27 protein-coding genes and 1 pseudogene are annotated in these 26,414 nt (G+C 71.9%); 21 read left to right on the forward strand and 7 right to left on the reverse strand.

What is annotated here, in order from left to right; all coding sequences use genetic code 11:
• The first annotated feature begins 27 nt into the window (after positions 1–27).
• Positions 28–1,407, forward strand: coding sequence for an alpha,alpha-trehalose-phosphate synthase (UDP-forming) (locus BJ981_RS30425; RefSeq protein ID WP_184616851.1), 1,380 nt, complete (start codon positions 28–30; stop codon positions 1,405–1,407).
• A gap of 71 nt (positions 1,408–1,478) precedes the next feature.
• Here BJ981_RS30425 and BJ981_RS30430 read toward each other — a convergent pair whose 3' ends face one another.
• Positions 1,479–1,781, reverse strand: coding sequence for a DUF4235 domain-containing protein (locus tag BJ981_RS30430; RefSeq protein ID WP_184616852.1), 303 nt, complete (start codon positions 1,779–1,781; stop codon positions 1,479–1,481).
• Between the two features lie 77 nt (positions 1,782–1,858).
• Here BJ981_RS30430 and valS point away from each other — a divergent pair, with 77 nt between their 5' ends.
• The 6 genes from valS (at position 1,859) to BJ981_RS30460 (ending at position 8,174) form a co-directional block, all read left to right on the forward strand.
• A complete protein-coding gene (valS, locus tag BJ981_RS30435; protein WP_184616853.1) occupies positions 1,859–4,420 on the forward strand; it encodes a valine--tRNA ligase in 2,562 nt (853 codons plus the stop codon).
• 152 nt (positions 4,421–4,572) lie between these two features.
• The gene (locus BJ981_RS30440; RefSeq protein ID WP_204070292.1) at positions 4,573–5,736 is read left to right on the forward strand and encodes an AI-2E family transporter; all 1,164 of its coding nucleotides are present in this window, start codon (positions 4,573–4,575) and stop codon (positions 5,734–5,736) included.
• Between the two features lie 81 nt (positions 5,737–5,817).
• The gene (dut, locus tag BJ981_RS30445) at positions 5,818–6,252 is read left to right on the forward strand and encodes a dUTP diphosphatase (RefSeq protein ID WP_184616854.1); all 435 of its coding nucleotides are present in this window, start codon (positions 5,818–5,820) and stop codon (positions 6,250–6,252) included.
• Between the two features lie 22 nt (positions 6,253–6,274).
• Positions 6,275–6,952, forward strand: coding sequence for a DUF3710 domain-containing protein (locus tag BJ981_RS30450; RefSeq protein ID WP_239139276.1), 678 nt, complete (start codon positions 6,275–6,277; stop codon positions 6,950–6,952).
• A gap of 51 nt (positions 6,953–7,003) precedes the next feature.
• Positions 7,004–7,393, forward strand: a complete 390-nt coding sequence (locus BJ981_RS30455) for an OB-fold nucleic acid binding domain-containing protein (RefSeq protein ID WP_184616856.1) — start codon at positions 7,004–7,006, stop codon at positions 7,391–7,393.
• Positions 7,394–7,421: 28 nt separating this feature from the next.
• Complete coding sequence (locus BJ981_RS30460; protein WP_239139275.1) at positions 7,422–8,174, forward strand: DUF3159 domain-containing protein; 753 nt, start codon at positions 7,422–7,424, stop codon at positions 8,172–8,174.
• Positions 8,175–8,195: 21 nt separating this feature from the next.
• Here BJ981_RS30460 and BJ981_RS30465 read toward each other — a convergent pair whose 3' ends face one another.
• Both BJ981_RS30465 and BJ981_RS30470 read right to left on the reverse strand, forming a co-directional pair.
• A complete protein-coding gene (locus tag BJ981_RS30465) occupies positions 8,196–8,855 on the reverse strand; it encodes a potassium channel family protein (protein WP_184616857.1) in 660 nt (219 codons plus the stop codon).
• Complete coding sequence (locus tag BJ981_RS30470) at positions 8,855–9,523, reverse strand: potassium channel family protein (RefSeq protein WP_184616858.1); 669 nt, start codon at positions 9,521–9,523, stop codon at positions 8,855–8,857. Before BJ981_RS30470 ends, BJ981_RS30465 begins: the two co-directional genes overlap by 1 nt.
• Positions 9,524–9,661: 138 nt before the next feature.
• Between BJ981_RS30470 and BJ981_RS30475 the strand changes: the two genes are divergently transcribed.
• Together BJ981_RS30475 and BJ981_RS30480 are read left to right on the forward strand one after the other, a co-directional pair.
• Positions 9,662–11,674: an APC family permease gene (locus tag BJ981_RS30475; protein ID WP_204070291.1), complete on the forward strand. Its 2,013-nt coding sequence runs from the start codon at positions 9,662–9,664 to the stop codon at positions 11,672–11,674.
• A gap of 14 nt (positions 11,675–11,688) precedes the next feature.
• Positions 11,689–12,936 carry a class I SAM-dependent RNA methyltransferase gene (locus tag BJ981_RS30480; RefSeq protein ID WP_184617674.1) on the forward strand — a complete coding sequence of 416 codons (1,248 nt, stop codon included), beginning with the start codon at positions 11,689–11,691 and terminating at the stop codon, positions 12,934–12,936.
• 164 nt (positions 12,937–13,100) lie between these two features.
• On the opposite strand, the gene BJ981_RS30485 is transcribed toward BJ981_RS30480, so the two are convergent.
• Entirely contained in the window at positions 13,101–14,024 is a 924-nt protein-coding gene (locus tag BJ981_RS30485) for an NmrA family NAD(P)-binding protein (protein WP_184616860.1), read from the reverse strand.
• Between the two features lie 95 nt (positions 14,025–14,119).
• On the opposite strand from BJ981_RS30485, the gene BJ981_RS30490 reads away from it, so the two are divergent.
• The 5 genes from BJ981_RS30490 (at position 14,120) to chrA (ending at position 17,958) form a co-directional block, all read left to right on the forward strand.
• A complete protein-coding gene (locus BJ981_RS30490) occupies positions 14,120–14,686 on the forward strand; it encodes a TetR/AcrR family transcriptional regulator (RefSeq protein WP_184616861.1) in 567 nt (188 codons plus the stop codon).
• Between the two features lie 205 nt (positions 14,687–14,891).
• Positions 14,892–15,518 carry a superoxide dismutase gene (locus BJ981_RS30495; protein ID WP_184616862.1) on the forward strand — a complete coding sequence of 209 codons (627 nt, stop codon included), beginning with the start codon at positions 14,892–14,894 and terminating at the stop codon, positions 15,516–15,518.
• Complete coding sequence (locus BJ981_RS30500; protein WP_184616863.1) at positions 15,515–15,784, forward strand: superoxide dismutase; 270 nt, start codon at positions 15,515–15,517, stop codon at positions 15,782–15,784. The genes BJ981_RS30495 and BJ981_RS30500 overlap by 4 nt, the downstream gene beginning before the upstream one ends.
• A 201-nt stretch (positions 15,785–15,985) precedes the next feature.
• A complete protein-coding gene (locus BJ981_RS30505) occupies positions 15,986–16,702 on the forward strand; it encodes an arsenate reductase/protein-tyrosine-phosphatase family protein (protein WP_184616864.1) in 717 nt (238 codons plus the stop codon).
• Positions 16,703–16,752: 50 nt separating this feature from the next.
• On the forward strand, positions 16,753–17,958 hold the full coding sequence (gene chrA / locus BJ981_RS30510; protein ID WP_239139274.1) for a chromate efflux transporter: 1,206 nt from the start codon (positions 16,753–16,755) through the stop codon (positions 17,956–17,958).
• 120 nt (positions 17,959–18,078) lie between these two features.
• On the opposite strand, the pseudogene BJ981_RS39505 reads toward chrA, so the two are convergent.
• Positions 18,079–18,366, reverse strand: a pseudogene (locus tag BJ981_RS39505) (YkvA family protein); the annotation flags it as partial.
• 161 nt (positions 18,367–18,527) lie between these two features.
• Between BJ981_RS39505 and BJ981_RS37585 the strand changes: the two are divergent.
• From BJ981_RS37585 to BJ981_RS30530, 3 genes are all read left to right on the forward strand, one after another.
• Positions 18,528–18,971: an RHS repeat-associated core domain-containing protein gene (locus BJ981_RS37585; RefSeq protein WP_204070289.1), complete on the forward strand. Its 444-nt coding sequence runs from the start codon at positions 18,528–18,530 to the stop codon at positions 18,969–18,971.
• Between the two features lie 72 nt (positions 18,972–19,043).
• On the forward strand, positions 19,044–19,682 hold the full coding sequence (locus BJ981_RS30525; RefSeq protein WP_184616865.1) for a hypothetical protein: 639 nt from the start codon (positions 19,044–19,046) through the stop codon (positions 19,680–19,682).
• 391 nt (positions 19,683–20,073) lie between these two features.
• Complete coding sequence (locus tag BJ981_RS30530) at positions 20,074–20,859, forward strand: phytanoyl-CoA dioxygenase family protein (RefSeq protein ID WP_184616866.1); 786 nt, start codon at positions 20,074–20,076, stop codon at positions 20,857–20,859.
• Positions 20,860–20,994: 135 nt separating this feature from the next.
• Here the strand turns inward: BJ981_RS30530 and BJ981_RS30535 are convergent, their stop codons facing one another.
• Entirely contained in the window at positions 20,995–21,294 is a 300-nt protein-coding gene (locus BJ981_RS30535) for a hypothetical protein (RefSeq protein ID WP_184616867.1), read from the reverse strand.
• Between the two features lie 167 nt (positions 21,295–21,461).
• Here BJ981_RS30535 and BJ981_RS30540 point away from each other — a divergent pair, with 167 nt between their 5' ends.
• Entirely contained in the window at positions 21,462–21,647 is a 186-nt protein-coding gene (locus BJ981_RS30540; RefSeq protein WP_184616868.1) for a transposase, read from the forward strand.
• 525 nt (positions 21,648–22,172) lie between these two features.
• Entirely contained in the window at positions 22,173–22,832 is a 660-nt protein-coding gene (locus BJ981_RS30545) for a response regulator transcription factor (RefSeq protein ID WP_184616869.1), read from the forward strand.
• Here the strand turns inward: BJ981_RS30545 and ligD are convergent.
• Positions 22,802–23,848: a non-homologous end-joining DNA ligase gene (gene ligD, locus BJ981_RS30550; RefSeq protein ID WP_184616870.1), complete on the reverse strand. Its 1,047-nt coding sequence runs from the start codon at positions 23,846–23,848 to the stop codon at positions 22,802–22,804. The genes BJ981_RS30545 and ligD overlap by 31 nt on opposite strands.
• An 85-nt stretch (positions 23,849–23,933) precedes the next feature.
• Here ligD and BJ981_RS30555 point away from each other — a divergent pair, with 85 nt between their 5' ends.
• Complete coding sequence (locus BJ981_RS30555) at positions 23,934–24,854, forward strand: LLM class F420-dependent oxidoreductase (RefSeq protein ID WP_184616871.1); 921 nt, start codon at positions 23,934–23,936, stop codon at positions 24,852–24,854.
• 61 nt (positions 24,855–24,915) lie between these two features.
• Complete coding sequence (locus BJ981_RS30560) at positions 24,916–26,403, forward strand: 3' terminal RNA ribose 2'-O-methyltransferase Hen1 (RefSeq protein WP_184616872.1); 1,488 nt, start codon at positions 24,916–24,918, stop codon at positions 26,401–26,403.
• Positions 26,404–26,414 lie beyond the last annotated feature (11 nt).

A 26,414-nucleotide genomic window follows, 5' to 3' on the forward strand; every position in this document is an offset into this window, starting at 1 on the left:
TCATAAACCGATCACGAGGGAGGACATGTGCGCAGCTCATTCCTGATCGTCGCGAACCGGTTGCCCGTGGACCGGACGATCACCCCAGACGGGACCGCCTCGTGGCGGCGCAGCCCCGGCGGGCTGGTCACCGCGATAGCCCCCGTGATGCAGCGCCGCGACGGCGCCTGGCTGGGCTGGCACGGAGCGCCCGACGAGGAGCTCAAGCCCTTCGAGCACGACGGCATGAACCTGATCCCCATCCCTCTGTCGGCGGGCGAGGTCGAGCTCTACTACGAGGGCTTCTCCAACGCCACCCTGTGGCCGCTCTACCATGACGTGGTCGCCACGCCGGTCTACTCCCGCGTCCTGTGGGACGCCTACCGCGCGGTCAACGAGCGGTTCGCCCGCGCCGCGGCCGACACCGCCGCCGAGAACGCCGTGGTGTGGGTGCAGGACTACCAGCTCCAGCTCGTGCCCGCGATGCTGCGGGCCCTGCGCCCCGACGTGCGCATCGGCTTCTTCCTGCACATCCCTTTCCCGCCGGCCGAGCTGTTCTGGCAGCTCCCGTGGCGGCGCGAGATCCTGGAGGGCCTGCTCGGCGCCGACCTCGTCGGTTTCCAGCGCCCCGGCGGGGCGTCCAACTTCATCCGCCTGTGCCGCCGCCAGCTCGGCCTGCAGAACCAGCGCCAGGAGATCTCCTACGGCGAGCGGACCGTGCGCGCCGAGGCGTTCCCCATCTCCGTCGACTTCAGCGAGCTGGACACCCTGGTGCGCGAGCCGCACATCATGGCCCGCGCCAAGGAGATCCGCGCCGAGCTGGGCGAACCCGAGCACGTCCTGCTCGGCGTCGACCGGCTCGACTACACCAAGGGCATCGGCCAGCGCCTGAAGGCGTTCGGCGAGCTGCTCGCCGACAAGACCGTCTCCCCGGGCGAGGCGGTCTTCGTGCAGATCGCGACCCCGAGCCGCGAGCGCGTCGAGGAGTACCGCAACCTGCGCGACGACATCGAGCTGCGCGTCGGCCGCCTCAACGGCCAGTACGGCGTGCTCGGCGTCCCCCCGATCAACTACTTCCACCAGTCCTACGACCGCGACGAGCTGGCCGCGCTGTACTGCGCCGCCGACGTCATGGTCGTCACCCCGCTGCGCGACGGCATGAACCTCGTGGCCAAGGAGTACGTCGCCTGCCGCCACGACCTGCGGGGCGCGCTGGTGCTCAGCGAGTTCGCCGGCGCCGCCGACGAGCTCAAACACGCCTATCTGGTCAACCCGTGGGACGTGGACGGGCTCAAACGGCAGATGGTGGCCGCGATGCGGGCCACGCCGCACGAGCTGTCGCGCCGGATGCGCTCCATGCGGCGCCGCGTGGCGACCTACGACGTCGACCGGTGGGCCGGCGACTTCCTGGCGGCCCTGGAACGCTGAGCGGCGCCTCCGGCAGCGGCGACGGCGCCGAGGCGCTCCCCGCGCGCCTCCACGCCGTTCGCCGCCGCGGGCTAGACGACCTGCTCGGCCTTACGGGCCACGCTCTTCCACGCCTGGTAGCGCTTGTGGGCCGTACGGGTGGCCACGATGCGGGTGACCTCCATGCCGACGCCCATCACCACGGCGAAGCCGATCGCCTCGGCCAGGCTCGTCTCCAGCGAGTTCGGGTCCGCGGGAGGCTCCTTGCCGGTGGTCTTGCGCCAGCCGTACTCGATCGCCTTGCGGGCGACGAAGCCGACGCCGAGCCCGACCACCGCGCCGATCAGGCGCCACGCCATGTCCTGCTTCTCGGCCTCGGCCGACCTGCCGCCCATGATCTCTCCCCTCGTCGATCTGCCAAACCCTAGTCTGTCGTGCCCGGCGCCGCCGCGACGCCATACCATAGGGCGCCATGACCGAACAGCGACCGCACCGTGCCACCGTTCCCGACAGGCCCTCTCTGGACGGCCTCGAAGCGGTATGGGCGGCTCGCTGGGATGTAGACGGCACCTACCGTTTCGACCGGTCGAAGACCCGCGACGAGGTCTACTCGATCGACACGCCCCCGCCCACGGTGTCGGGGTCGCTGCACGTCGGACACGTCTTCTCCTACACCCACACCGACACCCTGGCCCGCTACCAGCGCATGCGCGGTCGTGAGGTCTTCTACCCCATGGGCTGGGACGACAACGGTCTGCCCACCGAGCGCCGCGTGCAGAACCACTTCGGCGTCCGCTGCGACCCCTCGCTGCCCTACGACCCGGCCTTCACGCCGCCCGCCGAGCCCGACCCCAAGCGCCCGGCGCGGGTCTCGCGGCGCAACTTCACCGAGCTGTGCGAGCGTCTCACCGCCGAGGACGAGAAGGCGTTCGAGGAGCTGTGGCGCCATCTCGGCCTGTCGGTGGACTGGTCGCTCACCTACGCCACCATCGACGCCGCCTCCCGCGCCGCCTCCCAGCGCGCGTTCCTGCGCAACCTGGCGCGCGGGGAGGCGTACCTGGCCGAGGGGCCCACGCTGTGGGACGTCACCTTCGGCACGGCCGTCGCCCAGGCCGAGCTGGAGGACCGCGAGTGGCCCGGCGCCTTCCACCGGATCCGCTTCGGCGGGGCGCCCGGCACCGCCCACGAGGACGGCGTGTTCATCGAGACCACCAGGCCCGAGCTGATCCCCGCCTGCGTGGCCCTGGTGGCCCACCCCGACGACGAGCGCTACCGGCCGCTGTTCGGCCGCACCGTCACCACCCCGATCTTCGGCGTCCCGGTCCCGGTCGTGGCGCACCGCCTCGCCGAGCCGGGCAAGGGCTCCGGCATCGCCATGATCTGCACCTTCGGCGACGTCACCGACGTCGTGTGGTGGCGCGAGCTGGACCTGCCGACCCGCCCGGTCATCGGCTGGGACGGCCGCCTGCTGCCCGAGCCCCCCGACGGCGTCCCCGCCGGGCCGTACGCCGAGCTGGCGGGGAAGACCGCCCACTCCGCCCGCGAGCGGGTCGTCCAGATGCTGCGCGAGTCCGGCGACCTGGACGGCGAGCCGCGCAAGATCTCCCGCCCGGTCAAGTTCTACGAGAAGGGCGACCGCCCGCTGGAGATCGTCACCACCCGCCAGTGGTACATCCGCAACGGCGGGCGGGACGCGGCCCTGCGCGAGGCCCTGGTGGAGCGCGGCCGCGAGCTGGAGTGGCACCCGCCGCACATGCGCGTCCGCTACGAGAACTGGGTGCAGGGGCTCGCGGGCGACTGGCTGATCTCGCGGCAGCGCTTCTTCGGCGTGCCGATCCCCGTCTGGTACCCGCTGGACTCCGAGGGCCGCCCCATCCACGAGTCGCCGATCGCGGCGGACGAGCGGTCGCTGCCGGTGGACCCGGCGAGCGACGCGCCGCCCGGGTACGCCGAGGAGCAGCGCGGCAAGCCCTTCGGCTTCGCCGCCGACCCCGACGTCATGGACACCTGGGCGACGTCCTCGCTGTCCCCGCAGACCGTCTCGGGCTGGGAGCGCGACGCCGACCTGTTCGCCCGCGTGTTCCCGATGGACCTGCGCCCGCAGGCCCACGAGATCATCCGCACGTGGCTGTTCGCCTCGGTGGTCAGGGCCCACCTGGAGAACGGCGTGCTGCCCTGGCGGCACGCGGCCATCTCGGGGTGGATCCTCGACCCCGACCGTAAAAAGATGTCCAAGTCCAAGGGCAACGTCGTCACGCCGATGGCCCTGCTCCAGGAGTACGGCTCCGACGCGGTGCGCTACTGGGCGGCCGGCGGGCGTCCCGGCACCGACACCGCCTTCGACACCGGGCAGATCAAGGTCGGCCGCCGCCTCGCCATCAAGATCCTCAACGCCTCCAAGTTCGTGCTCGGCCTCGGCGAGGCCCCCGCCGAGCCGAGGGAGCGCCACGCGCTGGACGCCTCCATGCTGGCGCGGCTCGCCGCCGTCACCGAGGAGGCCACCGCCGCCTTCGAGGCCTACGACTACACGCGCGCCCTGGAGGCCGCGGAGAGGTTCTTCTGGGAGTTCTGCGACGACTACCTGGAACTGGTCAAGGCCCGCGCCTACGGCGACGACGAGGGCGCCGCCTCGGCGCGCGCCGCGCTGCGCACGGCCCTGGACGTGCTCCTGCGGCTGTTCGCCCCGTTCCTGCCGTTCGTCACCGAGGAGGTCTGGTCCTGGTGGCGCCCCGGCTCGGTGCACCGCGCCGGCTGGCCGTCCCCGGCCGAGCTCGGCACGCTCCCCGGCGACCCCGGCGTGCTCGCCACGGTGTCGGAGGTCCTGCGCGAGGTCCGCAAGGCCAAGTCCTCGGCCAGGCTGTCGATGCGGGCCGAGGTCGCGCGGCTGAGCGTCGCGGGCGCGTCGGTGGCGCTCGTGCGCCCGGCCCAGGACGATCTGTGCGCGGCGGGCGCCGTCGAGGAGTTCGTCCTTCGGCACGACGAGGACGGCGACCTGCGGGTGGAGGTCACGCTCGCGCAGGCCGCTTCCGCCTGACCCCGGTCCCGGTCTTCTCCGTTCCCTCCACGCGTCCGTGAGGCCGCGTGGAGGGACACCGATGACGCCGGCGGACAAGTCGGAAACCGGTTCGGCCGCAACCGGCCGGTAAGCTGCGCGCGTTCGGCGTCCCGGGGTGCCAGTCTGGAGAGGTGATCGTGGAAAGGGAGAGCGACGGGCGCAGCGTGCCGCCCGTGCTGTCGGCGATGGCCGCGTGGAGCTGGCGTCTCATCGTCACGGGCGTGGTCGTCTGGTTCTCGGTGCAGGTGATCGTCAGGTTGAGCTTCGTGGCGCTACCGGTGGCCATCGCGCTGCTGCTCACCGCCCTGCTCTTCCCGCTCACCGACCGGCTGCGCGAGACGGGCATGCGCTCGATCTGGGCGACGTGGATCACCATGCTGCTCGCCTTCGCCGTCATCGTCGGGCTCGGGTTCATCATCGGCATCCGCGCCAACGACGAGTTCCCCCGGCTGGCCGAGCAGGTGCAGGTCACCGCGCGCGAGGTGCAGAACTGGCTGCTGACCGGGCCGTTCAAGCTCAAGGAGGCCCAGCTCACCGAGATCGTCAACGAGATCGTGCGGCAGATCAACACCCAGCGCAGCGCCATCACCAGCACGATCCTGTCCACGGCGACGGTCTTCGTCGAGGTGCTCGCCTCGATCGTCCTGCTGCTGTTCGTCACGTTCTTCCTGCTCAAGGACGGCGGCCAGATCTGGTCGTGGTTCCTGCGCGGGTTCGGCCGCGCCGCGCCGCGCGTCGACAGGGCCGGCCGCGCCGCCTGGCACACCCTGTCCCAGTACATCCACGGCACGGTCATCGTGGCCGCCATCCACGGCGTGGTCATCGGCATCGTCCTGTTCGGCATGGGCGTGCCGCTGTGGGCGCCGCTCGCCGTGCTCATCTTCGTGGCCAGCTTCATCCCGATCGTCGGCATCTTCTTCGCCGGCGGCCTCGCCACGCTCGTCACCCTCGGCGCCAAGGGCATCGTCTTCGCCCTCGTCTTCGTGGGCATCCTCGTCGTCGAGCAGCAGCTCGAGAACCATGTGCTCCAGCCGCTCATCGTCGGGCGCGCGGTGAAGTTCCACCCCCTGGCGATCATCCTGGTGCTGGCGATCGGCGGCGTGCTCGGCGGCATCGCCGGCGCGGCGATCGCCGTCCCGGTCGTCGCCGTCGTCTACCGGGCCCTGCCCGAGCTGCGCCGGCGGCCCCCCGAACTGCCGCCCGCCGTGCCCCACGAGCCCCCACCACCGCCCGAGCCCTCCGGCGACCGCGCGTCCGGCGCGGAGGAGGACGTCTCGCCTCAGCACAGCGGGTAAGGTCTCCCTTCATGAGCACACCGGTGACGCCGCGGCGCCACCGGTGGCGTAGCTTGAGGCTGAGGGCGACGAGGTGAACACATGATCGAGGTGCTGATCCAGCGACTCGACCCCGAACTCCCGATTCCCGCGTACGCCCACCCGGGTGACGCGGGGGCCGACCTCTACGCCGCCGAGGACGTCGAGCTCCTCCCCGGCGAGCGGGCGAAGGTCCGCACCGGCGTGGCCATCGCGCTCCCCGACGGATACGCGGCCTTCGTCCACCCTCGCTCGGGCCTCGCCGCCCGGTTCGGCGTCACGCTGGTCAACGCGCCCGGCACCGTCGACGCCGGCTACCGCGGCGAGATCCACGTGACCATGCTGAACACCGACACCAAGGACGCCTTCCACGTCCGGCGCGGTGACCGCATCGCCCAGCTCGTCGTCCAGCGCGTCGAGAAGGCGGCCTTCCATGAGGTGGAGCGCCTCCCCGGTTCGGCGCGCGGCGCCGGCGGGTTCGGCTCCACCGGCCGATGAGTCGATAAGGAGTGTGAGGGAAGTGTTCCGACGCCGCCGTCGCGACGAGACAGCGGAGACCGCACCGGCCGCCGCCGAGGATGCGACACCGGAGCCGGCCCGCGAGTCGGGACCGTGGGACTCCGAGGAGTCCTATCCCGACATCGACCGGGTGGATCTCGGCGGCATGCTGCTGCCGGTGGGCCCGGGGTTCGAGGTCCAGCTCAACGTCGCCGGCGACCAGCTCGTCGGCGCGGTCGTCCTGGTCGGCGAGAGCGCCCTGCAGGTCCACGCGTTCGCCGCGCCCAAGAGGAGCGGCATCTGGGACGAGGTCCGCGCCGAGCTGGCCCGCGAGGTGACCGGCGCGGGCGGCTCCTGCGAGGAGCGGGAGGGCCCGTTCGGCGCCGAGCTCGCCGCCGAGGTCGAGCAGGACGGCGGCCTCGCGCCGGTGCGGTTCATCGGCGTGGACGGGCCCCGCTGGTTCCTGCGCGGGGTCATCAGCGGTCGCGCCGTCACCGACGCCGAGATCGCCGGCACCCTGGAGGACGTCGTGCGCGACATCGTCGTCGTGCGCGGCGACCAGCCCATGGCGCCCAAGGAGCCGATCGAGCTGCGGCTGCCCACCGAGGCCCGCCAGGCGGTCGAACAGCAGGCGTCGCAGCAGGGCAGGAACGGCCTGAACCCCTTCGAACGAGGACCCGAGATCACCGAGACCCGCTGACGTAAGCTGCGGGCAGGATCGCAGGGGGCTCCCGGAGGAGTTGAGCGGAACATGAGTACGGCAGAGCCTGTCAAACGCGGGCTGCGCGGGTTCTTCCGTCGGCTGACGACGAGCAGGGCCGAGCAGGAGGCCGAGGAGCTCAAGGAGGACCTCGACCAGTACGGCGCCACGCCGATCGCCTCGTGCGCCCAGCGCCGCAGGTTCTGCGTGGCCGGCACGCTCAGGACGGTCACGCTGCGCCCCCGGGGCGGCGTGCCGTCCCTGGAGGCCGAGCTGTACGACGGCTCCGACGTCGTCGACCTGGTCTGGCTCGGCCGCCGCAAGATCGTCGGCATCGAGCCGGGGCGGGTGGTCAGGGCCGAGGGCCTGGTCAGCGTCCAGGACGGCCGCAAGGTCATGTTCAACCCCCGCTACGAGCTGCTGCCGGGCAGCGGCCAGTGACCACGGGTTCCACCAGCCGAGGAGACCAATGACCATGGACCGAGACGGCGCGCGGACGTCGGGCGAGACGCCCGCACCGCCCGGCGAGGGTCACGGGGCCGCGCCGGCGGGCGTCGCCGAGGCCGCGGCCGGCGAGCAGAGAGCCCACGACACCGTCGAGGCGGCCATCCGGGCGCAGCTCGCGAAGGCGCTCGGCGGCGTGCGCGGCATCGTCGAGGCCGCCGTCCCGACGGTGGCCTTCACGATCACCTGGATCACGAGCGAGCAGCTCAAGCTCTCCCTGATCGTCGGCATCGGCGCCGCCGTGCTGCTGCTGGTGGTGCGCCTGGCCCAGCGCTCCACCGTGCAGTTCGTGCTGAACAGCCTGATCGGCATCGGCGTCGGCGCGTTCTTCGCCAGCCGGTCCGGCGAGGCCAAGGACGTCTTCCTGCCCGGCATCTGGTACAACGCCGCCTACGCCGTCGCCATGACGTTCTCGGTCGTCGTGCGCTGGCCGGTGGTGGGCTTCCTGATCGGCTCGGTGACCGGCGACCCGACCGGCTGGCGGCGCGACCCGGGCGTGGTGCGGCTGTGCTCCCGGCTGACGTGGCTGCTGATCCTGCCGTGCCTGCTGCGCGTGGTGGTGCAGCTTCCGCTGTACTACGCGGACCAGGTGGCGGCGCTGGGGGTGGCCAAGATCGCGCTCGGCTGGCCGCTGCAGGTCGCCGGGCTCGCCGCGATGGTGTGGGTGCTCGCCCGGGGCAGGACGCCGATCTCGGGACCCTCCGCGCCGGGCGCCTGACGCCCGGCGCGGCCGGTGCGCTCAGTGCGGGGCCAGCAGGTGCGCCAGCTCCTGCTCGACCTCCTGGTTGGCCACGAACAGCAGCTCGTCGCCCGCCTCCAGCGGGTCGTCGTCGGAGGGCACCAGCACCCGCCCTTCGCGCAGGATCGCCACCAGGGCCGAGTCCTGCGGCCAGGGCACCGAGCCGGCCCGCTGGCCGACCACCGGGGCGTCCTCGGGCAGCGTGAGCTCCACCAGGTTGGCCTGTCCCTGCCGGAAGGTCATCAGGCGCACCAGGTCGCCGACGCTGACCGCCTCCTCGACCAGGGCCGACAGCAGGCGCGGGGTGGAGACCGCGACGTCCACGCCCCATGACTCGTTGAACAGCCACTCGTTCTTGGGGTGGTTGATGCGGGCGACCACCCGCGGCACGCCGTACTCGGTCTTGGCCAGCAGCGAGACCACCAGGTTGGTCTTGTCGTCGCCGGTCGAGGCGATGACCACGTGACAGTTGTTCAGCCCGGCCTCGTCCAGCGACGAGATCTCGCAGGCGTCGGCGAGCAGCCACTCCGCCTGCGGCACGCTGTCGATCTTGATGGCTTTGGGGTCGATGTCGACGAGCAGGACCTCGTGGCCGTTCTCCAGCAACTCGGCCGCGATGGACCGCCCGACGGCGCCCGCTCCCGCGATCGTGACGCGCATCAGTGCGACTCCTCCTCGGGTGCCGCCGCCAGCACCTTGTTGATCCGGTCCATGTCGTTCTCCGCGGCCATCACGTGCAGGATGTCGCCCTCCTGGAGCACGGTGTCCTCCTTGGGCAGCAGGGCCTCGCCCATGCGGTTGAGGAAGGCGACGCGGGTGCCCCCGGCCTCCTCCAGCGCGCTGGTGCGGGTGCCGATCCAGCCCGGGTGGTAGGCGACCTCGGCGAGCATGACCGTGCCGGTCGGGTCCCGCCACAGCGGCTCGGCGCCCTCGGGGAGGACCCGGCGCAGGATCTGGTCGGCCGTCCAGCGCACCGTCGCGACCGTGGGGATGCCGAGACGCTGGTAGACCTCGGCACGCCGGGGGTCGTAGATGCGGGCCACCACGTTGTCGACCCCGAAGGTCTCCCTGGCCACCCGGGCGGAGATGATGTTGGAGTTGTCGCCGCTGCTCACGGCGACGTACGCGCCGGCGGACTCGATGCCGGCCTCCTCCAGCACGTCGCGGTCGAAGCCGATGCCGGTGACGCGGCGCCCGCGGAAGCCCGGCCGCAGCCGCCGGAACGCCTGCGGATCCCTGTCGATGATCGCGACCGAATGGCCGCTGTCTTCGAGGATATGGGCCAGGGTCGAACCCACCCGGCCGCATCCCATGATGACGATGTGCATGCTCCCCCGCTGAAGGCTTAGCGGCGACTTGTGGACCTTATACAGCTACGAGGCCAAGTATGACCCGTTCCGCCAGCGCCGTGTGAGGAGCACCTACGGCCACGACTAGCATCTTCACTCGTGGCGAAGGTTGGAGATATGGTCAAGCGGTTACTCGTGGGCCGCGCGCTGAGAAGCGCGCAGGCGCACGAGCAGTTGCTGCCCAAACGCATAGCGTTGCCGGTGTTCGCCAGCGACGCGCTGTCGTCCGTCGCGTACGCCCCGCAGGAGATCCTGATCACCCTGGGCGTCGCCGGGCTGGCCGCCTATCACTTCACGCCGTGGATCGCCCTGGCCGTCGTCGTGATCCTGCTCACGGTCGTCGCGTCCTACCGTCAGAACGTCCGGGCCTACACCAGCGGCGGCGGCGACTTCGAGGTCGCCACCACCAACCTCGGTTCGAACTACGGCCTGGTCGTCGCCAGCGCGCTCATGGTCGACTACGTGCTGACGGTGGCGGTGTCGGTGTCGTCCGGCGTGGAGAACCTGGGGGCCGCGCTCCCGTTCCTGCGCGACCACAAGGTCGCCGCGGCGCTGGTGATCGTCGCGCTGCTCACGGTGATGAACCTGCGCGGCATCCGGGAGTCCGGCCTGGCCTTCGCCATCCCCACCTACGCCTTCATGATCAGCGTCTTCGGCATGATGATCTGGGGCGCGGGGCGGCTGGCGTTCGGGGCCGAGCTGAAGGCCCCCACGGCCGACTTCACCGTGACCGGCGAGAGCGTGGGCATCGGCGGCTTCGCCCTGTTCTTCCTGCTGCTGCGCGCGTTCTCCTCCGGCTGCGCCGCGCTGACCGGCGTGGAGGCCATCAGCAACGGCGTCCCGGCCTTCAAGAAGCCGAAGGGCAAGAACGCGGCCAACACGCTGCTGGCGCTCGGGCTGCTCGCCGCCACGATGTTCGCCGGAATCACCGCCCTCGCCTACATCACCGGCGCCAAGTTCGCCGACCCGACGGTGGGCAGCGAGGTCCGTGACTCCGCGGGGAACATAGTCGCCCACCCCGACCCGGTGATCGCCCAGGTGTCCCAGACCGTCTTCAGCAACTTCCCGGTGGCGTTCTACATCGTCACCGCGATGACCGCGCTGATCCTCGTGCTGGCCGCCAACACCGCGTTCAACGGCTTCCCGGTGCTCGGGTCGGTGCTGGCCCAGAACCGCTACCTGCCGCGCCAGCTCCACACCCGGGGCGACCGGCTGGCGTTCAGCAACGGCATCGTGATGCTGGCGGCCATGGCCGGGCTGCTGATCTACGCCTTCGGAGCCGACACCACCCGCCTGGTCCAGCTCTACATCGTCGGGGTGTTCGTGTCGTTCACGGTCAGCCAGACGGGCATGGTGCGGCACTGGAACCGGCTGCTGGGCACCGAGACCGACCCGAAGAAGCGCGGCCAGATGCAGCGGGCGCGGCTGATCAACGCGTTCGGCGCGACCGTCACGGGCCTGGTGCTGGTCGTCGTGCTGATCACCAAGTTCACCCACGGCGCCTGGATCGCCTGCGCGGCCATGGCCGTGCTGTTCGTGCTGATGCGGGGCATCAGGCGCCACTACGACAACGTGGCGGCCGAGCTGGCGACGCCGGAGGACACCCATGTCGACGAGTCGATACTCCCGGCGCGCAACCACGCCATCGTCCTGCTCTCCAAGATCCACAAGCCGACGCTGCGGGCGCTGTCCTACGCCAGGGCCACCCGTCCCTCGACGCTGGAGGCCATCTCGGTGGCCGTGGACTCCGAGGAGGCCAGGCAGCTTCAGCGAGAATGGGAGGAGCGGGGGCTGCCCGTCCCGCTGAAGATCCTCGACTCGCCGTACCGCGAGATCACCCGGCCGGTGCTCGAGTACGTCAAGAGCCTGCGCCGCCGCTCGCCGCGCGACGTCGTGACCGTCTTCATTCCCGAGTATGTCGTGGGCCATTGGTGGGAACATCTGTTGCACAACCAGAGCGCGCTCCGGCTCAAGGGACGGCTGCTCTTCCAGCCGGGTGTGATGGTCACCAGCGTGCCCTGGCAGCTGGTCTCCTCCGACCGGCTCAAGGGCAGGCCGGAGTCGTTCGCCCCCGGATCGGTCCGACGGCCCTACGCTGAGGCGCGTAAGGATGATCAGGTGAAGACGTGAGCGGGGGAACCGCAGTGCCGATCGAACTCGACGTGGAGCGCGTGGCCAACGGCGGCTGGTGCGTCGCCAGGCATGAGGGCCGCGTGGTGTTCGTCCGCCATGCCCTGCCCGGCGAGCGCGTGCTGGCGGAGGTCACCGACGAGACCACGCGCTTCCTGCGCGCCGACGCGGTGGAGATCCTCGACGCCTCGCCCGACCGCGTCACACCGCCCTGCCCGTTCGCCGGCCCCGGCCGGTGCGGGGGCTGCGACTGGCAGCACGCCACCCTCGCCGCCCAGCGCGGCTTCAAGGCCGACATCCTCGCCGAGCAGCTCAGGCGGCTGGCCGGGATCGAGGTGAAGGTCGACGTCGAGGAGGTCCCCGGCTCGCCGAAGGGCCTCGGCTGGCGCACGCGCGTGCAGTTCGCCGTGACGCCCGACGGCCACCCGGGCCTGCGCCGGCACCGCTCCCACGAGGTCGAGCCGGTGGACGCCTGCCTGATCGCCCACCCCGAGGTCGAGAGGATCGGCGTCGAGCGGGACAACTGGCGCGGCGCCACGGCCGTGGAGGGCATCGCCTCCTCCACGGGGGAGCGGGCCGTGGTCGTCACGCCGAAGGGCCACCGCACGGTCGCGGTGCCCGAGCTGGGCGCCGACGCCTACGTCCTGGTCGACGAGGGCCGCGGCCACGTGCGGGCCGTCCGGGGCCGCACCGCGCTCACCGAGCGGGTGGGCGCCCGCGAGTTCCGGGTCACCGGCAGCGGGTTCTGGCAGGTCCACCCCGGCGCCGCCGCGGTCCTGCTGGAGGCCGTCATGGAGTTCGCCGCGGTGCGTCCCGGCGACTGGGCGCTCGACCTGTACTGCGGCGTGGGATTGTTCGCCGCGGGCCTCGCCGAGGCCACCGGCCCCGAGGGCGCGGTGCTCGGCATCGAGTCCGACGCCCGCGCCGTCCAGGACGCCCGCCACAACCTGCGCGACCTGCACCAGGCCCGCGTGGAACGCGGCCGTGTCGAGGACACGCTGGACCGCCTGGGCGTCGAACGCGCCGACGTGGTCGTGGTCGACCCCCCACGCACCGGCCTGGGCCGTGACGTGGTCACCCGCGTGGCCGCTCTGGACGCCGCCAGAATCGTCTACGTCTCCTGCGACCCCGCCACCCTGGCCCGCGACCTCGCCTGGTTCGCCGACCACGGCTACCCCCTGGTAGACCTCCGCGCCTTCGACGCCTTCCCCATGACCCACCACGTCGAAGCCGTCGCCCTGCTGGTGAAGGACCCGTCCTAGGCCCTGACCGGGAGCCGTACGACAGATCAAGGGACGGCTACCTGCCGTCCCAGCCCGCGTGCGGGCGGCTCGGCCACGAACCGTCACATCGTTGGAGTGATTCGTCCCGCCCGTGAAGGTCCGGTCCGAGCACCCGGCTTGACCTGTGAGGTCCGGACCTTGCGTCAAGCCGCGGGCCTCAGGTGCTGCCGAGCCCATTCCTCGAAGCCGGTGAGGGAGAGGCCGAGGGCCCTGGCGTACCGCGGGCGGGCCGGCTGGCCGGCTATGTTCATCCACTCGTGTGAGGCGCCCATCGCCGGCATCCCGGCGGCGAGTGCCTGTTCCTCGGTCATGTCCGGCGCGGACAGGTGCGTGCCCAGCGCGCGGGAGAGTACCTCGGCGATCTCCGTCATCGACAGATGGTCACTCGCCAGTTCCAGTTCGACCCCGTGGAACCGCTCCGGCTCGGCGATGGCCGCGGCCGCCGCCCTGCCGATGTCGTCCACCGCGGCGAGGGACAGCCGGGTGTCCGGCTTCACGACGCTCACCAGACCGCCTTCGACGCCGCGCGGGAACAGGAAAGCCATGGACGGCAGGAAGTTCTCCATGAAGAAACCTGGCTTGAGGATGGTCCAGCGGGAGAAGCCGGCCGCGCGAACCCGGTCCTGGATCGTGCTCTTGGCTCCCAGGCTCCCGTCCAAGGAGCCCCACCGGCCCGCGATCCAGCCAGGAGCCTCGGTGTGCTGACCGGCGCCACTGGTGGACGTGTGGACGAACTGTGGCACTCCCGCGGTCTTCGCGCCCTCGATGAGGTTGACGGCCTGGGCCACCTCTCCTTCGAAATCGAAACCTTCGGCGGACAGGGCGGGCATCTGAACGGAGAAGACGGCGCGGACGCCCTTGGCGGCCCGCACCACCGAATCGCGATCGTGGAGATCACCCGTGACCAGGTCGGCGCCCAGCGCCTGGACGGCCTTGGCCCGCTCGGTGCCGGGGTGGCGCACCAGAGCGCGTACGGGAACGCCTGCGGCGAGCAGGGCGCGGGCGGTGGTGCCGCCCTGCCTGCCGGTGGCGCCGGTGACCAGGACGGGTGCGGAATACGCGGACATGGTGCTCCTCAGGGCACTAAACGGCGGGGGCCGCCGTTTCCTGTGCGATACGATATGGCGGACCCCGCCATTTAGCAACGCTGGAGACGACGCCCATGCCCGACCGTCGGCGCGCGGACGCCCGGCGCAACTACGCGCGCATCCTCGCCGTGGCTGAGGAAGAGGTCGCCGCGTACGGGGCCGGCGCCTCCCTGGAACAGATCGCCCGCATCGCGGGGGTCGGCTCGGCCACCGTGCGCCGCCACTTCCCGACCCGCCGGGCGCTGCTGGAGGCGGTCTCCCATCAACGGATCGAGGCCCTGGCCACCCGCGCCCGCGAGCTGACAGGCAAGGGCGACAGCCGCGACGCGCTCCTGGAATGGCTCGGTGACGTCGTCGCCTACTGCGTCGCGGCCCGAGGGCTGGCGGCGGCACTGGCCTACGACGGGGCCGAGCCCGACCCCGTACACGAGAACACCTGCTCGGCGATGATGGCAGAGGCGGGGAACCCCCTGCTGCAGCGCGCCGCGCAGGACGGGGCGGTGGCGGAAGGCGTCACCGTCGCCGACCTGATCGCGCTGATCGTCGGCGTCGTCCTCGCGACGGAGCACCACCCTGACCCGGCCGCCCGCGCGGACCGGCTGTTCCGGCTGGCCGTGGCGGGCCTGAGCCCGCGGGGCTGAGAAGCGTGGCGCGGCGGGCACCGGCGTCCCGGTGCCCGCCGCGGGGCGTTAGGGGCAGGTGGCCGAGGCCGAGTCGCTCCACCACGGCCGGCCCCGGGTGATACCGGCTCTTCTCGGATGTGGAACGGCGGTGCGGATCTCGCTAGGCTGCTTATTGCGAAATAGTCGCAATAGCTAATAGCTAGTATCTACTGAAAGGTCCGTGATGGGCGCGTACACCTTGCCGGACATGCCGTACGACTACGGAGCGCTGGAGCCGGCGATGTCGGGGGAGATCCTCGAGTTGCACCACAGCAAGCACCACGCCGCCTACGTCAAGGGCAGTAACGACGCCCTCGACGCGCTCGCCGAGGTTCGTGACCGGGGAGACTACGCCGCCCTGGTCGGTCTGGAGAAGACGCTGGCCTTCAACCTGTCCGGGCACGTCCTGCACTCGATCTTCTGGAACAACCTGTCTCCCGACGGGGGCGACCGCCCCGAAGGCGAGCTCGCCGCGGCGATCGAGGAGCACTTCGGCTCCTTCGACGCGTTCGCCGCCCAGCTGTCATCGGCGACCAAGACGGTGCAGGGGTCCGGCTGGGGCGTCCTGGCCTGGGAACCGCTCGGCCGCCGGTTGATCGTGGAGCAGGTCTACGACCACCACGGCAACGTCGGCCAGGGCTCCACTCCGATCCTGGTGTTCGACGCCTGGGAGCACGCCTACTACCTGCAGTACCGCAACGTACGCCCGGACTACGTCGACCGCCTGTGGAACCTGGTCGACTGGACCGACGTCACCGCGCGGTTCGCCGCCGCCCAGGCCGCCACCCCGGCGATCCCCGGCCTGGGATGAACCACCCCGACGTGGCGCAGCTGTTCCACCACGCCCAGCAGGCCGCCGGCGTGATCGCCGCCAAACACCGCGGTGACCCCGCCGGCGCCGAGGCTCTGCTCGCCGCGTTCCCCGACGACCCCGCCCGGGTCCGCGGGTTCTGCCTGCTCGCCGAACTGGCCTTGTCCCTGGTACGCGCGCGGACCGGGCAGAGCATGGACGACCTGGTGCGGGAACTCACCCTGCACATGGCCGCCGCCGTACTCGATCCGCCCCCCGGCCGCTGAGAGGACCGGTCGCCCGCCGCACCGGCCACGCCATCGCGGGGCCGAATGCGGCGGGCGTTTCCTCCTCGGACTCCGCGGGGGCGCGGTCCCGGGTGACTCGCTCACGCGGACGGTGGCGGCGCCCTGGGACGCCGCGGCGCAGGCACGACGGCCGGCCGGCGGCGTTTGACTCATGGGAACATCTCGGTGAACATTGCCTCAATGGACATTGAGGGAAATGCCCGGCGTGAGCGTGTCGCGCTGCATCACGCCCTGGCCGACCCGGCCCGGCTGGACATCGTGGACCGCCTGGTGGCCGGCGATCTGTCCCCCGGAGAGCTGGGACGGTCCCTCGGCCTGCCGTCCAACCTGGTGGCCCACCACCTGCGGGTGCTGGAGAACGCGGGTCTCATCGCCCGCACCCGGTCCCACGCCGACCGCCGCCGCTTCTACGTGCGGCTGATCCCCTCGGCGCTGGACGCGCTGACCCCCGGCGCGAGCATCACCGTGCCCCGGGTCGTGTTCGTCTGCACCCGCAACGCCGCCCGCTCCCCGCTGGCCGCCGCGCTGTGGGCCAGGCGCAGCGGCATCCCCGTCACCTCCGCCGGAACCCATCCCGGCCCCCGCCTCAATCCCCGGGCCGTCCACATCGCCCGGAAACACGGGCTGGACCTCGGCACCCGCGGCACCGCCCACGTCCGGGACGTGATCGACCCCGCCGACCTGGTCGTCACCGTCTGCGACAAGGCCAACGAGGAACTGACCCCCACGCCGCGCCGGGCGCACTGGTCGGTCCCGGACCCCGGCCCCGTCGACACCGACGAGATCTTCGAAGAGGTCCTGGCTCGGCTCGGCGAGCGCGTCGACCGGCTCGCCGTGCTCACCACGGTCGCGGGACGGCCCCCTGGTGCCGCGGATGGTGACATCTCACCCCCTTGATCCCGGCCGTCCCCGCACCACGACGCCCACAAGAAGGACACCGGTCTCACGTGAGCCCAGAGCTATCCAGACGGGATGACACTCCGGACGACCCGACCGGCCAGGACCGTGAAGCGGCCCGGCGCCGCCTGCGGGAGGTGGCGCTGGTGTTCCTCAAACTGGGCGCGATCGCCTTCGGCGGCCCGGCCGCGCATACCGCGATGATGCGCGACGAGCTGGTGCGCCGCCGCGGCTGGGTGGACGACCAGCGGTTCGTGGACCTGATGGGCGCCACGAACCTCATCCCCGGCCCGAACTCCACCGAACTGGCCATCCACCTGGGCTACGACCGGGCCCGCGGGCGCGGCCTCATCGCCGCCGGCGTGTGCTTCATCCTCCCGGCCGCGCTCATGGTCACCGCACTGGCCTGGGCCTATGTCACCTACGGTCACACCCCCGCCGTCGAGGGCATCCTGTACGGCGTCGTCCCGGCGGTGATCGCGATCATCGCGCACGCCCTGTTCGGCCTCCTCCGCACCGTCGTCAAGACCGTCTGGCTCGGCGCGCTGGCGGTCGCCGCCCTGGCCGCCTACCTGCTGGGCGTCAACGAGCTGCTGATCCTGGCCGCCGGCGCCCTGCTCGCCGCGGCCGTCCGGACGGCCCGCCGGTGGCGCCGCGACTCCGCCCAGGGGCTGCTGGCCGTACCGCTGCTCGGCCTCGGCGGCTCGCCGGTCTTCCCCGATCCCACCGGGGGGCAATTAGCGCAGTTGTTCCTCACCATGCTGAAGATCGGTTCGGTGCTGTACGGCAGCGGGTACGTGCTGCTGGCCTTCGTGCGCGGCGACTTCGCCGACCGGCTCGGCTGGGTCACCGACCAGCAGCTCATCGACGCGGTCTCCATCGGCCAGGTCACCCCGGGCCCGGTCTTCACCACCGCCACCTTCCTGGGCTACCTCGTCGCGGGCCCCGCCGGCGCGTTCCTGGCCACCGTCGCGATCTTCCTGCCCTCGTTCGTCTTCGTCGGCCTGCTCACCAAACTGACCGACAGGCTCCGCTCTCGCGACTGGACCTCCGCCCTGCTGGACGGCCTCAACGCCGCCGCGCTCGCCCTGATGGCCGGGGTGTCCTACGAGCTAGGCCGGACCGCCATCGTCGACTGGCCGACCACGGCCATCGCCCTGGCCACGCTGGCCCTGCTGTGGAGGACCCGCCTCAACAGCGCCTGGTACATCGCCGCGGGCGCCCTCATCGGCCTCGCCCACGCCACGCTGGGCTGACACCAGGCCGGTCAGCCGGGTGAGCGCGGTGAAGCCGTCGTCGGTGCCCGGCCAGTGCCGGCGGACGGCCTCCAGACCGGCGCGGCGGACGACCGAGCGCAGCACCGCGGTGACGACGATGGCGTCGTCGGCGTAGCCCAGAACGGGGATGAAGTCCGGCACCACGTCGATCGGGCACGCGAGATAGACCAGCAGCAGCGCCAGCCGCACACGAACGCCACGAGGCAGCGCCGGATCGGCCGCCAGCCGGCGGACCAGCCGCAACGTATCGGGCAGCAGCCGCAACGCCTCGCGCATCAGCCCGCCCCGGGGCCGGACGACGGCCAGCGCGCCGACCAGAACCACCCAGGTGACCACCAGCGCGCCCCCGAGCCCGATGACCAGGTCCCATCCCCACGATCCGGTCATGCCCGCCCCGTATCGCCGCGGCCGGTCGCCTCGGCCGCGGTTTCGGCGGACACACTGATCAACAAGCGACGTTGGTCGTCCGAATGAGCCATCGCTCAGATTGTCGCATCTGTACCATCAAGCGTGATCTGCGTGTTCGGCGCGGAGGCCCTGGAGGGCGGGTGAGCGCACACCATTTCCTTGTACTGCTGGCGGCTTCTGGCGCCGCCTTCGTGCTGGCGCTGGTCTCGGCCGTGGCCGGGTTCGGTGGCGGGGTGTTGCTGCTGCCTCACCACCCGAGTCCTGCTCTACGGCGCCGCACTGGCCCCTGCCACCCTGGCCTACCGCAGTGGTCCAACGCCTACAGCTACGCAGGGAACGATCCGATCGGGCTGTCGGACCCTACGGGCCTGAAGCCGGACCCCTGCAACGGAGATCTGGGTCTGTCTCAGAAACGCAAGAACGACTATCTGAAGCGAGGCCGACGTCGTCACCTTCACGGCGCCACGTCTGGGCGGGCAGGCTGGGAGAACGACATCGGTGACGACATCTCCACCAGGACCGGCTGGGACCTCTACGACTACGCGTCGTTCCATGGCCATATGAATCGAGGAAGCTCACGTTGAGGGAACTCTACGACGCCATCATGAGAAGCCTGCCGACCTACATCGAACTCCACGCGCAACAGTGAAGAAGAAGTGAGGACGCGCGTCGCCCTGGCGGCCTCGGCCGCGGGCGTTCTGCTGGTCGTGCTGGCGGCGTTCGGGGTCACGCGATACTGGACGGGTGACGCCGGCGCGGCGGACGTGAAGGATGTGTCCCCCGTCGTGCTCCTCGCCGGGAAGGACGAGTTGCCGGGTCTCGTGACGGCCACCGGGTACGCGGCGGTGCAGAACAAGGACGTCACCGTGCCGCCCGTTCCTCGGCCGTTCGGGGCGGACGGCTTCGCTTTCAGATCGTGGGGACGCTCGGAGGGCGTGCCGGCCTTCGCGCAGATGGTGCTCGAATACTCCTCCTCGCAGGAGGCCGAGCAGGAGTACGACCTCGCTCCCTACGGCAGGACGTACAACGACCCGGAGATGGGCAGGCTGACGCCCGAACCGTACGCGGGGGCCGCGCTGCGGGCCGACTCCTTCAAAGTCGCCTGCCTCCGGTCACCGACGGACCTACGCGCGGGGTGCTCCCGGTGGACGTTCCGCGCCCGCTACGGGAAGTATCTCGTCGAGGTCAACTTCGGTGTCGAAGAGGGCGCGCGGCCCGTCGAACTGGACGCGGAGACCTTCGACGTGATGCTGGCCTCGGTCGACGGGCACGTCGGCGTGGCCCTCCGCGACTGAACGGGAGGTGCGACACGGCCGATCGGCCGAGAGGCTGGGACGCGCCGTCGACAGGGGCGATCTCGACGTCGCCGCCGGAGAGACGGCGGCGATCATCGCGGCGGTGGCCGGGCCGATGACCGGCGTGGCCCTCGCGGTCTCGGTCGTGGCGGCCGCCGGCCCGGCCGTGCGCGGCGCACGCTCCAGCACCGTCAGCGCCCCGGCCGGTGCGGCACGCCCCCCGCGCCGCCCATGCTCCTCGGCGTCCTCGTGGGCGTCTCCCCAGGAGGGTTCCTGCTGTTCGCCGTCGTCGACACGCTCGCCGGCGGCGACGGCGAGAAGGCCACACTCGGGTGATCTCGGGTGGAAAAGGCGGTGACGGGGCGGCGTGGCGTCGAGCATTCTTGTGATCATGCTTGATGGCGCGGCCGTGAAGGCGTTCGTGGCGGACGGGTTCGTCCGGGTCGAGGGGGCGTTCTCGCGCGAGGTGGCGGGGGAGTGCCGGGAGATCATTTGGCGGGATCTGGGGGCCGATCCCGGGGATCCGGGTACGTGGCCGCGGACGGTGGCGGCGCGGGCGGGCTACGGGGACCCGCCGTTCCTGGCCGCGGGTGACACGCCGCGGCTGCGCGCCGCGTTCGACGGCCTCGTGGGGGAGGGGCGGTGGCTGCCGCGTGCCGATCTGGGGGGCTTCGTGATCCGCTTTCCCGGTGACGAGCCGGCCGTCGTCGACGGGTGGCACGTCGATGTGAGCTTTCCCGGGCGGGACTCGGGACCCCGCGACTACATGACCTGGCGGGCGAACGTCCGGTCCAGGGACCGCGCGCTGCTGATGTTCTTCCTGTTCTCCGACGTGGGGGAGGACGACGCGCCGACCCGCCTGCGCGCCGGCTCCCACCTGGACGTGGCGCGGGTGCTGGAGCCCGAGGGCGAGGACGGCCTGGACGCCAGGGAGCTGGCGCGGCGCGCGGAGGCGGCCAGCGGGCATCGGCCGATCGTCCACGCCATGGGCCGGGCGGGGGACGTCTACCTGTGCCACCCGTTCCTGGTGCACGCCGGCCGGCCGAACCGGGGGAGGCGGCCTCGTTTCCTGGGCCAGCCGAAGCTCGCCCCGGCCGTGCCGCTCCGGCTCGACCGGCCCGACGGGGCCTACTCTCCCGTCGAGGCCGCGATCAGAATGGGCCTCGGACGCGACTGACGCGGTTCCCGCCCGCACGCCGGGACTCCGGGAGTTCGTCAGAGCCGCCCCGATGGGCCGGCTCGACGTCGGAAGCACACGCGTCGCCGCCCTCCCCGAGGAGGACGGCGACGCGCGACCTGGCGTCGCCGCGGGTCAGCGCTTGTTGACCCAGTAGCTCTGGAGCGATCCCGTCGCCGGGATGCGCGCCGTCGAGACCGAGCCCACGGGAACCCACGGCCCGGCGTTGGTGAGGACGCCGACCTGCGGGTTCGGGTGCCGGGCGACCAGGTAGACCTGGTGCTCTCCCGTGCCGCTCGTGCAGAGGCTGGAGACGTAACCGTCCGCCACCCAGGTGGTGCAGTCGTCAGGGAGCGCGTAGGCGGTGCCGCCCGGCAGGGCGACGGCGAGCAGCGCGGCGAAGGAGAGGGCAGCCGCCCACTTCCTGGATCTCACGTGTGCATTCCTCCGGTGGTGAAAGGGGGTGGAGGTAGAGCTGGTGGCGGCCGGCCGATTCTTAGGAAAGTTTCCTAACCGAAAGATACCTGCGGGTCGGAGCGCGTCAAGACCCCGTCCGTGGCGGCTTTGCCGTCTTTTGGGGTGCGGTTTCTTATCCTGCGGCCATGGCGCGATGGGTGGGCGGCGGCGGGCACCTCGTGGAGGCGATCCGTCTGGACGGCCGGCCGCTGCTGCGCGTCAGCCAGTACGGCTACCTCGTCGCCTACTGCCGCTCGGTGGCCGAGCTGGCCGCGCACGTCGCGCTGGAGGACCTGGTCGAGGTGATCCCTCTGCGGGCCCGTGACCGGTGACGAGCCGATCGGGCGTGCGGGGGCCCAACCGGGACCGCGGCTTTCCGGAACCGTTTCACCGTTCCACGTCGATCTCACCTGATGAGAATTCAAGGCCGCGCCCCGTGGTAATTGTCCGGCCCATTTCGCGCCGCTTTATCGTGCCGGTGCCCGCGCGTCGTGGATGCACGGCTGGATGTACTCCGGGAATTGATTTCCGGACGTTCTCGGTCGCCCGTTGAGATTCCGGTGGCCCTGTCTTCCGATGTCCTCGTCCGCGGGCCGGCGCGGTGGCCGTGGGCCTTGTGGATGCCCGGACACGCCGGGGGGTCCGGTCGCGTCCGGCGGGATGACGCCGAGAAATATGAATGATACTCATAATGCCTTCCGTGGGATGCGAAGAGGCGGCTCCTCACGCGAATGCGGGGCGTCCGTCGCGCCGAGTGATTACCCGGGCAAGCGTTATCGAAAATAGACGGCCGGGGGCTTGTTGGGTGATATTCCGCTGGCTAGTGTCCAGCGCGGGGACCGCGATTAGGGGGCGACATGAATGTGCTTCTCGTCGAGGACGACCGTTGCCTGGCCGCCGCTTTCGCCGCCGGGCTGCGCAGGTACGGCTACGCCGTCGTTCACGCCTCCACCGGCAGGGAGGCCGGGCAGGCCACGGGGTACGACCTGGTCCTCCTGGACCTCGACCTGGCCGACGAGGACGGCCTCGCCCTCTGCCGGTCGATCCGGCGGTTCTGCGGCGTCCCGCTCATCCTGCTCTCCTCCAGGGGCGCCGAGCAGGACCGCGTCCTCGGGCTGCGCGCCGGCGCCGACGACTACCTGGTCAAGCCGTTCGGCATGGCCGCGCTGGAGGCGAGGATCCAGGCGGTCGTGTGCCGGCCCCGCGCCGCGGCGAACGCCACCATCGTCGTCGACGACCTCACCCTCGACCTCGCCGCGCGCACCGTGCGGCGCGCCGGGCGCGCCATCGGTCTCACCCCCAAGGAGTTCGGCCTGCTCGCGCGCATCGCCGAGCGGCGGGGGAAGGTCGTCCAGCGCGAGCAGCTCCTGCTGGAGATCTGGCACGACACGGGCAGGGCCGCGGCGCGCACCCTCGACGTCCACATCACCCACCTGCGCGCCAAGCTCGGCCGCCCGGCCATCCTGCAGACCGTGCGCGGCGTCGGCTACCGGCTGGGCACGGCGGGCGGCGGCTGATCGGGCGGCCCGGCGGCGCCGCCGCCCGTCATGGGGGGCGGCCCGGGATCCTCGCGGGTGACCTGGCCGGGCGCGAGGTCGCCGCGCAGCCCGCGCCAGGAGGGGTGGCGCAGCCGGTGGTCGGGGGTCCACTCGGCGTACTGCACCTCGCCGACCAGCTCCGGGTCCACCCAGCGCGCCTCCCTGGCCTGCTCGCGCGGCACCTCGTCGGCGAAGGGAGAGGTGTCCCTCTCCAGCGGCCTGAGGACCTCCAGCAAATCGCGCAGCGTCTCCTCGGTGAACCCGGTGCCGACGTTGCCCGCGTACACCAGCCGCCCGCCGTCGTGCACGCCGAGCAGGAGCGAGCCGATCGTGGCGGCGCGGCGGCCCTTGCCGGGGGTCCAGCCGCCGATCACCACCTCCTGCGCGCGGAAGTTCTTGACCTTGGTCCAATCGGGCGAGCGCCTGCCGGGCCGGTAGGGGGAGCTCAGGCGCTTGGAGACGATGCCCTCCATGCCGAGCCGCCTGCTGAGGCCGAGGGCGTGCACGCCGTCGTCGTGGAACCAGGCGGGCACCTGCCAGCGCGCGCCCGCCGACACGACCTCCTCCAGCAGCGCCCTGCGCTCCACGTACGGCAGGCCGATCGCCGGATCGGCGCCGACGTGCAGCACGTCGAACAGCATGAACGTGACGGGCACGGTCGCGACGAGGTGGCGGACGCGCGCCGGGTCGCGCTGGTGCATCCGGGGCTGCAGCGCCGAGAAGCTCGGCCGGCCCGCCTCGTCGAAGGCGACGATCTCCCCGTCGAGGACGACGTCGCGGCGGCCGACCGCGCCCGCCAGCGGGTACAGCTCGGGGTAGGCGGTGGTGACGTTCCTGCCGTTGCGCGAGACGAGCCTGAGCGCGGCGTCCTCGACGTACGCGAGGGCGCGCACGCCGTCCCACTTCATCTCGTGCCCCCACTGCTCGTCCACGGCGGGCGGGGGCAGCGGGCCGGGCTGGGCGAGCATCGGGGAGTACGTAGGAAGTCCCCCCATGGGCGTTTTCCTACCCGTTGCACCGCTGCGTACGAACCCCCCGTGCCTCAAGAGGTGATCATGCGATGTCGGGATAATGGGCCTTATGAAATTGAGGATCTTCACCGAACCCCAGCAGGGCGCCACCTACGAGGACCAGCTCCGCGTGGCCCAGGCGGCCGAACGGCTCGGGTTCGACGCCTTCTTCCGTTCCGACCACTACCTGAACATGGGCGGCGACCCCGGCCCGGGGCCGACAGACTCGTGGGTGACGCTCGGAGCCCTCGCCCGTGAGACCAGCACCATCCGGCTCGGCACCCTCGTCACGGCGGGGACCTTCCGCCTGCCGGGCCCGCTCGCGATCAGCGTCGCCCAGGTGGACCAGATGAGCGGCGGCCGGGTGGAGTTCGGCTTCGGCACCGGCTGGTTCGACGCCGAGCACAAGGCGTACGGGATCCCGTTCCCGCCGCTCGGCGAGCGGTTCGCCCGCTTCGAGGAGCAGCTGGAGATCATCACGGGCCTGTGGACCACCGAGCCGGGCGCCACCTACTCGTTCGAGGGCGCCTACTACCGCCTGGTGGACTCCCCGGCGCTGCCCAAGCCCGCGCAGCGCCCCCGCCCGCCGGTGATCATCGGCGGCACCGGCGCCAAGCGCACCCCGCGCATCGCCGCCAGGTTCGCCGACGAGTACAACGTGCCGTTCAACCCCGTCGACGACACCGCCGCCGCGTTCGGCCGGGTCCGCGACGCCGTCGAGGCGGCGGGCCGCGAGCCGATCGTGCTGTCGGCCGCGCAGGTCGTGTGCGTCGGCGCGGACGAGGCCGAGGTCGCCCGCAGGGCCGCCGCGATCGGCCGCGAGGTGCCCGAGCTGCGCCGCAACGGCCTCACCGGCACGCCGCAGGAGGTGCTCGACAAGCTCGGCACGTTCGCCAAGGCCGGGGCCGAACGGGTCTACCTGCAGGTCCTCGACCTGTCCGACCTGGACCACCTGGAGCTGATCGCCGCGGAGATCCTGCCGCACATCTGAGCCGCGCGGGCCTCGGGAATCCGGTGGCCGGGGTGATCGAGATAGGGAAAAATCGGGCGACGTGCTGCTCGCCATCTCGACGACCACGCGGCCGGCCACCGACCTCGGCTTCCTGCTGCACAAGCATCCCGACCGCGTGCAGGAGTTCGACCAGTCCTTCGGGGTCGCCCGCGTCTTCTACCCCGAGGCCACCGCCGACCGGTGCACCGCGGCGCTCATGCTCGACGTCGACGCGGTGCGCCTGGCCCGCTCGCGCGGCGCCGCGTCCTCGCCCGACTTCAGCCTCGGCCAGTACGTCAACGACCGGCCGTACGCGGCCTCGTCCATGCTCGCGGTGGCGCTCGCCGACGTCTTCAGGACCGCGCGCGCCGGCATCTGCAAGGCGCGGCCCGGTCTGGCCGCGGGCCCGATCGACCTGACGGTCACCGTGCCCGTGCTGCCCTGCCGGGGCGGCGCCGACCTGGCCGGCCTGCTGTTCGAGCCGCTGGGCTGGGGGGTCGAGGCCACGCCGATCCCTCTGGACGAGCGGTTCCCCGCCTGGGGCGACTCGCGCTACGTGCGCCTCGTCCTCACCGGCGCGGTCCGTCTGGCCGACGCGCTGAACCACCTGTACGTCCTGCTGCCGGTGCTGGACGACGCCAAGCACTACTGGATCGCCCCCGACGAGGTCGACAAGCTGATCCGCGCGGGGGAGGGCTGGCTGGCCTCCCACCCCGAGCGGGGGCGGATCACCCGCCGCTACCTCGGCCGCCGCAGCGGCCTTACGCACGCCGCGTTCGCCCGCCTGGCGGAGATCGGCGACGATGTCGAGGAGGACCTGGAGCCTCCAGTCGAGGAGGAGCCCGCGGCCGACACCGCCGAGCCGGCCGGGGAGCCCGCCGCCGATCCGGTGGAGGAGCCCGCCGCGGAGGCGGCAGAGGCCGCAGGGGAGGCTCCGGCACGGTCCGAGGCGCGCCCGCTCAACCTGCTGCGCGTCGACGCCGTGCTCGCCGCGCTGGCCGAGACCGGGGCCGGCTCGGTCATCGACCTCGGATGCGGCTCGGGCCGGCTGGTCGGCGAGCTGCTCAAGAACCCCGCGCTGACGAGGGTCACCGGCGCCGACGTCTCGGCGCGGGCGCTGGCCCTGGCCGCGCGACGCCTGAGGCTCGACCGCATGCCCGAGGCGCGCCGCGGCCGCCTCACCCTCTTCCAGGGCGCGCTGACCTACACCGACGCCCGGTTCGCCGGGTACGACGCGGCGGTGCTGATGGAGGTCGTCGAGCACGTCGACCCGCCGCGCCTGCCCGCGCTCGAACGCGTCGTGTTCGGCGTGGCCCGGCCCCGCACGGTGATCGTGACGACGCCGAACCGCGAGTACAACGCGCGCTACGAGTTCCTCACCGGCATGCGGCACCCCGACCACCGCTTCGAGTGGACCCGCGCGGAGTTCGCGGACTGGGCCGGGCGGGTCTGCGCCGAGCACGGCTACCGCGTGGCGTACCGGCCGGTCGGCGAGGAGGACCCCGAGCTCGGCCCGCCGACCCAGATGGGAGTGTTCACCCGTGACTGACCCCGTGGCAG

It is taken from the genome of Sphaerisporangium krabiense (assembly GCF_014200435.1).
In the GTDB taxonomy this organism is placed as follows: Bacteria; Actinomycetota; Actinomycetes; order Streptosporangiales; family Streptosporangiaceae; genus Sphaerisporangium; species Sphaerisporangium krabiense.